The organism is Halobacteriovorax sp. DA5 (genome assembly GCF_002903145.1).
GTDB lineage: Bacteria > Bdellovibrionota > Bacteriovoracia > Bacteriovoracales > Bacteriovoracaceae > Halobacteriovorax_A.
This window is the reverse complement of the sequence record NZ_PPDJ01000002.1, coordinates 227,959-239,470: the sequence shown is the minus strand read 5'-3', so window position 1 is coordinate 239,470 and position 11,512 is coordinate 227,959. Positions and strand designations below refer to the sequence as shown.

Sequence of the window (11,512 nt, the reverse complement as noted above, 5' to 3'; positions counted from 1 at the left end):
ATTTAATTATTTGAAAAAACACTTTTTAGCTTTTAGCTCTTCAATACTATTTGCTGTTTCAGGAGTCTTATCGCTAACTTTATAAAGTTGCTTATAAAACTCATCTTCTCTTTTAGAAACTGGCTTCTTAGCTGCTTCATTAATGGCCTTAGCTAATTTCGCTGCTCTTTGTGGCGAAAACTTACCATCAATAATTTTCCAGAAAGATGCCTTTGCAGTAGGTCCAGCAAGAGTTACATTTCCGGCCTTGTCAGCATTGTATTTTGAAACAGCATCATAGAACTGCTTGTATTCTTTCTTTGCTCCACGATCATTAAAACTTAAGAATAACGCTAGAGTCTTACGCTCACCTGCATCGAGGTAACGAGTGACATCTTTAGCATTGCCCTTTCGAGACATCTTGCTAATGTAGCGAGAAATAGATGTAGAACTTTTTGGAAGTCGTGAAACTTGTTTTTTTAAAACTGGATCAGCAACAACAGTAATATTTGACTTGAATCCAAGACTAGCTAATTGATCCGATTTACAATATGAACAATTTAAAATCTTACTAGAGTCTTCACCATAAACAGATGCAATATAAGCAAGATCATTTACAATATCCTTAAACTCTTGCCCTGTGACGGTATCGTGATTCATTTTTAATGCAGCTAGAATACGACCTATTTTTGCAGCATCTTCTTTTGTCGTATTTGGCCTTAGCTCAACAAGGGCATCACTCAAACTTGCATGTCCATGCGAAAGCGAAGCGACACTATTATTAATCGAATCTTTGAGGCTTGTAACAGAAGCGCCAGAGACCCCTTCTTTCACAATTTTAGATTTGATTGAGACCGGCTTCAATAAAAGCTCGCCAAAAGTAAAGATACTTGCATAAGTACTTCCAGAAATTGCTACAAACGCATACAGCGCAAGCATACTTCTACCCATAAATTTCATTAAACTCTCCTCACGAAATAGAATGTGAATCAATTGTATATATGTTAAAATTGATAAGCTTTCGTAATATCGTCTTACTTAACGGAAACCTTAGTCGCATACTTTAGTCAGGTACTTGCAAAATATTAAAATTTAAGCATAATCTTTGTGATATCAGCTGCTTGAATTTACAGAAGGAAAAATCATGAGTGCAATCAATGGGCGCATCAAAAAACTTTATCGACATAAAAAGAAATGGGCCAAGAGAAATAATATTGATTCATTTCGCCTCTATGACAGAGACATTCCTGACTTTCCTTTCATTGTTGATATTCACGCCAATTACTGTGTTATTTATAAAAGAAGCATTGATAAGATTGACGCTGATAAGAACCATCTTCCCCTATTGGTTGAGGCCATTAAGGAACACACTGAACTTAACGATGATGCCATTTTCATAAAAGAAAGAAAGGTACAAGGACAGGATTTTCAATATGAAAAATCTAAAGGTGAAACTCCCCTTATTTCTCAAGAAGGTAATTTAAAATTTAAACTAGTTTTAAATAAGTATATTGATACAGGCCTCTTTCTCGATCATAGGCCACTAAGGCAATTATTAGCAAAAGAAGATTTTCAAAATAAAAAAGTATTAAACCTTTTTTGCTATACAGGAAGCTTATCTGTTGCAAGTGCATATGCTGGAGCAACTGTAACAAGTGTTGATATGTCTAATACGTATCTTGATTGGGCAAAAGAAAACTTTAAACTTAATGAATTAGATATCAATAAACATACTTTCATTAGAGAAGATGTTTTAAAATACCTAAAAGATGAAGCTTTAAAGCAGGACAAGAAATACGATGTCATCATCCTTGATCCACCATCAATGTCAAAATCTAAAAAAATGGATGTTGTATTTGATGTGCAAAAAGACCACGAGCTTTTAATTGAGCACTGTTCAAAACTTCTTGAAGATAGTGGCGTCCTCTATTTTTCAAATAACTTACGTAGCTTTAAACTTAGTGAGCAAGTACAACAGAGCTTTGAAGTCAAGGATATGACAAGATGGAGCATCCCTGAGGACTTTCATGATCAAAAGATTCATAAGCTTTATAAAATCCATTTGCACTGCTAGAGGGATATCCATATAATAACTATACATGATTAAAAACTTACTTCTTATTTGTTCCATCTTACTCGTATCACAGACGTTTGCAGCGACTGTACTGATTGACCCTGGTCATGGCGGTGAAGACTGTGGGGCCAAGGCAAAAGTGTGGAGAAAAAAGAAGCTAAACGTTGTTTGTGAAAAAGATGTCACACTAAAAATTGCTGTTAAATTGAAAAAGTATATCAATGAAACAAAGAGGCACCGCGCTTATTTAACAAGAACAATTGATAAAACAGTCTCTCTACAAAAAAGAGCAGATATGGCCGACATTATTAAGGCCGATATTTTTATTTCAATCCACTTAAATGCGGCCGAAGACAATAGCTCAAGTGGCTTTGAAACATACTACTTAAACAATCACCAAGATGCTGCGATCGCAAAAATTGAAGCGGTAGAAAACCGAGATCTTGAAGGAAAACAGGTCATCATCAACAATATTCTAACTGATCTTGTCGTTGAGCGTGTTGCACCAGAATCTAAAAAGCTTGGGACTAAAGTTCACGATGAATTAGGAAAGCTTCTAACAAAGAATTATAAGATGAAAGACCGAGGCCTAAAACCGGGCCTTTTCTATGTACTAGCATTATCAAAAAGACCTTCTATTCTCTTAGAGGCCGGCTTTCTTACGAACACTACTGAAGCCTCTCTTGTTTTAGATGATTGGTTTCATCACCTCTATGCAAAATACTCAGCAAAAGGGATTATCAGCTACTTAGACTCAATCTCTGGCCCAAGTCTTTTTTAATACCTCAACATTTCCCTCAAGTATTAATCTAAACATTCCGAAAAGATCAATGAAATGTATCGTTTTATTGTTATTTTATTCATATTTATATCTACGACCTTTCAAGTCTATGCTTCAGACGATCTGTCGGCCTGTGTTTTAAAACGTGGCAATATTAAATCAGATGCACAAAGTGCAACGCCGATATGTAGTGCAACTATCCTCGATCGAAATACGATAGTATATGAACAAAGTTGTACACGTACATCTAATCCAAGGGCCCTACAATTAACTCGCTATTATGTATCTTGTCATAACGATAGCATTAGCTATCGAATTCCAGCTGTCAGATACAATCAAAGAGATGCTGCTCATAAAACCCTAAAGCTAGACACACCCATCGCCTACTTTCCAACAAAGCATCATAGCGACGAAAATCTTTCTAATTGTAAAATTAAAGCAGCATCAAAAGAAGTTGATGTAAGATCAACACATCTTTTAAGTGATATTAAAAAGCTTAAACTTTCGAAGTCATATAGCGCTTCACCTATTATTTGCCAAAATCAAACGAATCAAGAAGAGATCCTTGCTGGGATAATCTCTAGTGATGGACAGTTTATCCCTATGAATAAACTGAAAGAACAGTATGAGCTTGAGTCTGATTTTTTAGCAACTCTTGAGGACACAACTTATAGTGAAGAATCGGCAGTTATCGTTTGCAATAATGCAGCAGAGTGTATTGCAAACCTTATTACTCCTGCCATTGAATTAAATGATCAATTAAACGAAATCATCTCTAAGCTAAATGGATACGAAAAAACTTCTATTGCAAAAGAAAGGCAAGAGCTTACAAATGAATTTCGTGATCTTGAAAAAGAGTGTCATCGTAAGTCACTTACAGCAAGACTTAGCTACTCAAATATGGAATCCCCTGACTTTGGAGACAAAACAATGGGAGTCATTGAAAGAGGTGCTATTGGCGTCTTTAACTTCTTTGGAAGCATTAACCCATTTGATAAAGAAGAATTTCTGTATACAACATTTAAGAATATTGGTGCAATTTCTGAAAACTTAACAGAGGCAAGAATTAAAGAAATATTTGATGATGTTAACAAGAAGGATATTGGTAATTTCGATAAAATAAGGGAGCTAGCAAGCGCTTACTCAAAAGAAGTTGTCAATTTACTACTTGATGATATGAAGACTTTTTCTAGTGAACAAGAAAAGATGGCCTTTGTTACACCTTACCTTAAAGACTTAGATAAGTGTCTTAATAAGGCCGTCAGAAAAGATCAAGTCATCGAATGTTCAAATATATTCACAAATAATATTGCACTAGCTATAGGTGAGAAAGAATTAGAAAAACAAATTGGCCTTAATTTCACACCAGAAGATGGCATACCGACACTTAAATCAAAGTCAACAAACGCATATATGAAGTGTGTGAGTGAAAACTTTAATAAGTTTGAAAAGATCATCGACACAACATCAGTCGTTAAAGGTTGTGTCTATACAGGAATCCTAGAAAGTTATCATCGTACTCGTGCTGGACGTGTTAATGATGCAATTAAAGGCTACACAGGAAAATCACAAAACAACGCTATTGTTGGAGATATACTAAGGAAGTCAAATAACTGTCGTTATGCACCTATTGTTAATGAAAAGGGTCAAACACCACAAGAATATCTTGTGCTTGCTAAAATGAGTACCCAACAATTCACAAAAACAATTGGTGAATGTATTGATAGTCTTAAGATGAGTGCAACTTACGATGTAGTAGAAATTGCAATCTTAACTAATCCAAAGATATCTGAAAGCCTATCTCAAAATGAAAAAAATCTTTTAATTGAAGAAATTAAAACGAAGCATCTACCGGCCTGTATGAATGCAAAGAATACAACTGACGGAAATGAATGTTCAGCATTTATTACGGCCATGGCAACAGCACAAGCTGCAAAGTCAATTTTAGCACTTGAGTTTGATAAACAATTTGATGCTCTTAATATCGACGAGGCCCAAAGAGTTCGTCTTTCTCAAAGAATTATTGGAGATTATGAAATTTGTATTGAACGAGCAAAAAGAGAAATATATCGAGACCTGACAAAAAACATTGATGAAAATCTTATTAACCAGTGCTTAACAGGGGCCATCACTTCCCTTTCAGGATCAATTCTAAAAGATAGTATTTATAAAGCAACAAGTGACAAAGGTATTGCTGACACAGTAGTTGAAGCGGCAATATCAGAGCAAGAGCTATCAAGAGTAAAGAATACAATGAAAGGTTGCCTAGAAAGCGATCTTTCAAAACACACATCATTAGGCTCATATCAAGATGAAATGAACAATATTATTTCGGCCTGTACATTTAAAACCCAAAGAAGTGTCATTGGTTTAATTGCAAAAGAAATGGCACATGCTCAGGTAAAAGAGTTTAACTTACCAACAAACGAAGTTAATTCCCTCAATAGATTTATCGAGAATCACATAACTAATAGTACTCCTGATAATCTTGATAGCAACGTCGACACCCTAACTCCTCTACTTATTAAAAGAGTTGCTCCTGGAGCAATTGAAAAGACTCTAGAGGATTTTAAGTCGAAATTTACAAAAGCTGAATTTGAAGCAGCAAAAGAGAAAATCAGTACCCAACTTAATAATTGTCTTGATAAGACACTTGCAGATAAAGAAAGAAACAGTGAAATAAACGCAACAACGGCAGCGAGTATTTGTATGTCAGTGACTGTTAAGGATGCTTACCGTTCACTTGCTCCAAAGATTATAAAAGAAACGATTGCACCACTTTTTAGCAACGAACCAAACAAAGTAGCATCTCTAACTCAAACATCTTCAAGAAATTTAATGAAGTGTCTTGACTCGGTAAGTGATGATATAAAAGCACAGGATAACGCAAAAGATTGCCTTAGCAGTGAAATTGGAAATATCGCCAAATCAATTGCTAAGACTCTCCTTTCTGATCTTAATAAGTTTGCAAATCCAAATGCAACATTACAGGACTTCACGAAATCACAAGCATACCGCGAATTTGAACGTTGTATTGATGGGCCTAGAAACCCTGATCTAGAAGAGGCCACTCAAAATATGAACTCTTGTGTTACTAAACTTGAAGCACAAGCAAAAGATGAAGTTAAGAATCGTTTTATTCAAGTCTACGGAAGACAAAACCCAGAGCAACTAGGAAAGGTCATGGATATCCTCCTCACCATTCCTGCAAAAGCTCAAGAAACTGATCACAAACAAGATTCGTCATCTTCTGAGGGAATGCCGAATGCACAACTTATTTCAACTCTTGAGCTAGTAGGATCAACACTTAAGTATTCATGCGAAAATAATACTGCTATCTGCGATCAGGCAATTCACAACACAACAATTGCAATGCAAAGGCATGGCCTTGATAATCCTTCGTCTTCAACAGCACAAAATACCCAGGCCCTCATGGAAAGTGAACTGCTTGAAAACCTCATCACTTCACAATTGGGAATGAATTTAAATGAAGTCTTTAAAAAAGAGCTAGCTTCTTATAATGGGCCAGATAATCTTGTTATCGAAAAGATTGAAGATATTACAAATAATCGTCTGCTAACAGATATTATGAGAACACCACAAGGGCGCAAGCTTAAAGAATATATTCTTAAAAAAGTTGAAGAAGGTGCAATTGATAATATTGCAGAGGATACTAATCTTAGAAAATTACTTGCTCAAGCACTTACAAGTGATACGAAAGATGGATCATTTGGCGATCAACTCTCGTATGCTCTTGTTCAAACTGAGCTTAATCGCATGAGAAATCGCTCACGTGGCCTAAGAGGTTTCTTTAGAGAGTTTACGATAAACGCAGGAGACCTCCTAAATATTATCGATAAGAAAGATTTCAAATGGTATAAAATTACTAAAACAAGAACTGGTGCTCGTGCTCGAGAATATATAATTAAAGAAATTATTGCACCAGCGATTGAAGGGCGTGATTTAAGCGCGGAAAGGGCATCTTCTAAGAAGTATAAGAACCAGCAAGAAGAAAGGCTGGATCGTTTCAAATCAATGCTAACAGATGCTTTAAAAGAGGCAAACAAACTATAAAAAAAAGGCTTCCATCGGAAGCCTTTTCTATTTTAATTCTTAATTCATTCTTTGTAGTAGGCCATCTCCATTTACGTAGAAGATATCTGTTTCATCAATCGATTTCAAAACTGATGATGCCTTGTAGTTAATATTAACTACTGCTGAAGCAACTGGTGAATCCATGCTTCCCTGATTTGCAATTGACATAATCTCACTTGAAGCTGAGAAGTTAAATCCCCAAGAAACACTTACGTTACTTGCACTTACAAAAAGGCCAGTAATATAAGATCCCTTGCCTTCAAACTTTCCACCGTATTGAAATACAACTGTATAAACGAATGAGATAACCTCAGAGCCAAATCCATTGCGGTAAGCAACTTTGAATGAGCGAACAATTGGAGCTCTCCAGTGAGACATTGAAGAGAATGTTCCATTAACATCTTCCATATTTGGGATGATACTGATTGGTTTTGTAAACTTTGTGCTACTAACAGGTTTTCCTGCATCGACAATCTTCCAAATCTTTTGCCCAAGGGCCAAAATCTTATCAACTGTCATAAAGACTTCACCAAGTCCTGCGCCACTCTTCTCATTTGTTAACTTGTTATAAACAAGTCCATAACGAGGATAAACTTCAGTTACTTCACGATCAACAATCTCAAGATACTGTTCTTGATCTCTTGCATCGAGCTTTTCAAACTTCGCTTTATTCAGCGCTCTAGCATCTAGAGAGAATGCATTCGTACTAAATAGTAATGTAGCGATAACTGCCAAACGACTTAAACTTGTAAACGATTTCATGGACCCTCCCTTTAATTTGATGACCTATAAGTAGCTATTTCAAGGCCCTACGTCAATTCAAGAAAGAGATGATTTTTGATTGTAAGTTTTTTTCACAAAAACCGTGAAAAATATTCACAAAGTATGTGAACAAAACTTATGTTGACTTACGCATATCTTACGCATAACATATTGTTATGGCATTAACAAAGAAACAAAACCAAGTTTATCTCTATATAAAGAATTACTACCTGGCCGAGGGCTATGCTCCTACGCAAAAAGAAATTAAAGAGCATTTTGGCCTTAAGTCATTCGGTTCCGTAAATAAATATATGCACTATTTGCAAGAGGCCGGAAAAATCGAAGTTGACTGGAATGCTCGTCGTGGAATTAAGTTACTGGATGTGGAGCAAACAACATCTAATGTTGATCAACAACTAGCGTCCTTAACAAATATGAGTCCACAATTTAGCGAGATTCCCCTTCTTGGTGATGTTGCAGCAGGAAATCCAATTGAGGCCATCGAAAACCCAAGTGAGCACACTCTCGTACCAAGTCATATGGTCTCAAGGCCAGGAAGATACTTTGCACTAAATGTACAAGGTGACTCTATGATTAACGACGGTATTCACGAGGGAGATATTCTCGTTTGTCGTGCACAAGAAAATGCTAACCAAGGCCAAACAGTCATCGCTCTTGTTGATAATGAGGCCACAGTTAAAAACTTCTTTAAGAAGAAAAACTCAGTTGAGTTGCATCCTGCAAATGATCGCCTCTCACCTTTTGTCATCACAGCAGAAAATGACTTTCGAATCGCAGGTGTTGTTGTTGGTCTAATGCGAAGTTATGAATAAAATTGGTTTTATATCAAAACTCATTGCTAATACCTCAGGGCCATTTATCTATCAAGATGGTAAGTGTGTTCTTAGCTATGAGGACTTAAAATCTCAAATACAAGAGCTAGACGAAGCATCAAAGGCCGATGGTAAAAACTTAAGCTACAAAGTTTTATCCTGGCGTCCAGACAATAATATTTCCTTCCTCATTGAATACTTTCGCTTAATCGAGCATGGAATAACTCCAATCCTAGTTGATGCAAGAAGATTAGAAGCTTCATCCAAAGACTATGATCTCGATAGTTTAATAAATGCAAAGCTTGAGGGAATTCTTAACGAGAAATCATGCGCAAGTGTCATTTACACCTCTGGCTCCACGGGCCGTCCAAAAGGTGTAAGACTAAGTCTTGAGTCACTTTTAAATAGTGCACAAGCAACCGTAGAACATTATCATATAGCCCCTAATGACAACTGGGCCTTATCACTTCCACTTTTTCACATCGGTGGAATCATGATTGCTTGGCGCAGCCTTATTGCGGCCAGCTCACTTACTATTGTTAACGTCGCACAATTAGAAAATGATTTAATACTCAATACACAAATTACAATCTGCTCTCTGGTTCAACTTCAACTAGCAAGATTAATCGATGATCCTCAAATGATTTCGAGAATGAGTCAAATGAAGGGTGTCGTTCTTGGTGGATCAAAAGTGGCAACAGCATTGATAAATAAAGCAACACAAGAAGGGATTTATTTATCAAACTCATTTGGGGCAAGTGAGTCTTGTGCGCAGTTTCTGGCAACCCCCTTTACAAGAGACATAAAACTTCTAAGCACATGTGGCAAACCCATGGATGGCAAAATTAGCATTATCGATGCTAAATGTGTTCTAGAGGGAAAGAGCATCGCTCTTGGCTACCTACACGGCCAAGACTTCGATCAGAAGTATTATACTAATGACCTGATCGAAGTTGATCAAGACGGTAATTACACAATCAAAGGGCGAAGTGATTTCGTTTTCCAAAAAGCTGCAGAGAATATAAATCCTGAAATCATTGAAGAGAAACTTTCTAAATTCTTCAAGAATATTTATGTGTCACCCTTAAAAAACGAAAGGTATGAAAATCTTATTGCCATTACTTATTGCGATGACATTTCATTAAAAGATGCGCAAGAGACTATTGAGCGAGAGCTTATCTCTTTTGAGAGACCACACCTACTATTTAAGGCCATGGACCTCAAAGACGTGCAAGTGGCGGTGAAAATAAATCGAGAAAAAATAAAAGAGCTCACTAATAAACTCTTTTTAAAATTTGATGAAGAAATTGCAATCAGCGTTCAAGGAAACCCTAATGGTGATCTTATTTTCATTTCTCACGGTTTTATGGGAAATGCACTAGAGCTAGAAGAGGCCACAAATGGCCTGGCAAAGGACTACCTACTTATCTATCTCGACCTACCGGGACACGGAAAGAATTACAAATTAAATTCTCTTAAAACATTTAAGCAACAATTAATTTCTTCTCTTAAGAAAATTGATAGAGATAAGAATGTACATTTCATTACATATTCGATGTCCGGGCGAATCTTTAACGAGATTCTTCGAGACAATGAATTAGCAGATCTTACTAATATTAAGAATTTTATAAATGAAAGCGGCGCTCCAGGATTTCTAGGAAATGAAGAAGAAAGACAAAAACGTCTCGCACATGACTCTGGCCTTTTTGATGGAAAGAATGAAAAAACATTCTTCCGAAATTGGTATGATCAAGGCGTCTTTAAAGGAATGAACGATTGTCTTGGCATAGATGAAATGCTTACTCGCAAAGAGAAAGAATATGTAAAGTACGCTCAAGCCTGGTCTAAGGTATCACCACAACTTTCTGTTGCTATGCAAAGGGACTTAAGAGATCTTAACGAATTACCACAAGGCATCACATATCATTACCTCTGCGGCGCTCTAGATACAAAGTACAAGGCATACTCTAACGCCTACACACAATCTGATCACGTGAAATTTCATAGCTATATAATAGATGATGCTTCTCATAATATACACTTTATGAATAAAGAGACTTATTCAAATCTTCTTAAAAAAATATTCAAATCTTAACTTTCTAACAACTTCTTACTATCTCAAATACATATTTGTCGTTTACTTTTTGACGACCTAATATATTTCTTCACGAACTAAGGAGAGAAGAGTGAAAAAAATATTTCTACTAGCGATTTTACCATTTTCAATTTTTGCCACGGATAAGACAATTTGCGGAATGGATGATCGAGTACCTTCAAGTGATCCAAAAGTTGGTCGCTCACTTGAAAGAGCAAGAGATAAAGCAGGTTGTACAGTAACACTTGTATCAAACTCATGTGCTATCTCAGTAGGTCACTGTGCTGCTACATTCAATGTTATTGAATTCAACACTCCTGCTTCAACAAGAAGAGGAATTGCACACCCAGACCCTAAAGATATTTACGAAGCTGATAAAGCGACTATTAAATATAAGAGCAATGGCCAAGGAGATGACTGGGCCGTTTTCAAAATCAAGCCTCATAGAACGACAGGTCTACTACCTGGTCAAGCACAAGGCTTCTACCCTATCGCTAAAGATATTCCTGCAGTTGGGACGATTCTTTCAATCACAGGTTATGGAAACGATAACGAATTTGAAAGAAAGTTTGCTCAACAAAATAATATTGGCCCATTAACTGAAATCGGTGGTGACTATTATGGACAGCATCGTGCTGCAATTTTAAACCACAGAGTTGACACAATGGGTGGAAACTCTGGCTCAAGCGTACTTAACCTTGAAACAGGTGAAATCGTTGGAGTACACTCTCACGGTGGATGCTACGGAAGTGATGAATCAAATGCGAATGCTGGAACTGTTCTTCAACTACATGCAGAGTTTAAAGCGGCCGTTGAAAACTGCCTAGCAAGTGAATAAAGAAAATTAATTCTATTGACTACAATATTAGGCCTCTGCTAAGTCAGAGGCCTTT

The 11,512-nt window shown here is 36.5% G+C and carries 8 protein-coding genes; 6 read left to right on the top strand and 2 right to left on the bottom strand.

Translation table 11 applies throughout. The features are described 5' to 3' along the window. Positions 1-6: 6 nt before the first annotated feature. Positions 7-939 (bottom strand): hypothetical protein, encoded by a 933-nt coding sequence (locus C0Z22_RS04555; protein WP_103217160.1) that lies wholly within the window; start codon positions 937-939, stop codon positions 7-9. A 184-nt stretch (positions 940-1,123) separates the two neighbouring features. On the opposite strand from C0Z22_RS04555, the gene C0Z22_RS04550 reads away from it, so the two are divergent. The 3 genes from C0Z22_RS04550 to C0Z22_RS04540 are packed head-to-tail and all read left to right on the top strand — an operon-like array spanning position 1,124 to position 6,908. After that, positions 1,124-2,053, top strand: a complete 930-nt coding sequence (locus C0Z22_RS04550) for a class I SAM-dependent methyltransferase (protein WP_103217159.1) — start codon at positions 1,124-1,126, stop codon at positions 2,051-2,053. Between the two features lie 25 nt (positions 2,054-2,078). Further along, positions 2,079-2,834 carry an N-acetylmuramoyl-L-alanine amidase gene (locus C0Z22_RS04545; protein ID WP_103217158.1) on the top strand — a complete coding sequence of 252 codons (756 nt, stop codon included), beginning with the start codon at positions 2,079-2,081 and terminating at the stop codon, positions 2,832-2,834. A 54-nt stretch (positions 2,835-2,888) separates the two neighbouring features. Further along, on the top strand, positions 2,889-6,908 hold the full coding sequence (locus C0Z22_RS04540) for a hypothetical protein (protein ID WP_103217157.1): 4,020 nt from the start codon (positions 2,889-2,891) through the stop codon (positions 6,906-6,908). A 39-nt stretch (positions 6,909-6,947) separates the two neighbouring features. On the opposite strand, the gene C0Z22_RS04535 is transcribed toward C0Z22_RS04540, so the two are convergent. Continuing rightward, positions 6,948-7,691 (bottom strand): hypothetical protein, encoded by a 744-nt coding sequence (locus tag C0Z22_RS04535; RefSeq protein ID WP_103217156.1) that lies wholly within the window; start codon positions 7,689-7,691, stop codon positions 6,948-6,950. A gap of 176 nt (positions 7,692-7,867) precedes the next feature. On the opposite strand from C0Z22_RS04535, the gene lexA reads away from it, so the two are divergent. From lexA to C0Z22_RS04520, 3 genes are all read left to right on the top strand, one after another. Next, entirely contained in the window at positions 7,868-8,524 is a 657-nt protein-coding gene (gene lexA / locus C0Z22_RS04530; RefSeq protein WP_103217155.1) for a transcriptional repressor LexA, read from the top strand. Then, complete coding sequence (locus tag C0Z22_RS04525; RefSeq protein ID WP_103217154.1) at positions 8,517-10,619, top strand: AMP-binding protein; 2,103 nt, start codon at positions 8,517-8,519, stop codon at positions 10,617-10,619. Before lexA ends, C0Z22_RS04525 begins: the two co-directional genes overlap by 8 nt. 91 nt (positions 10,620-10,710) lie before the next feature. Next, positions 10,711-11,457 (top strand): serine protease, encoded by a 747-nt coding sequence (locus C0Z22_RS04520; protein WP_103217153.1) that lies wholly within the window; start codon positions 10,711-10,713, stop codon positions 11,455-11,457. Positions 11,458-11,512: the final 55 nt, after the last annotated feature.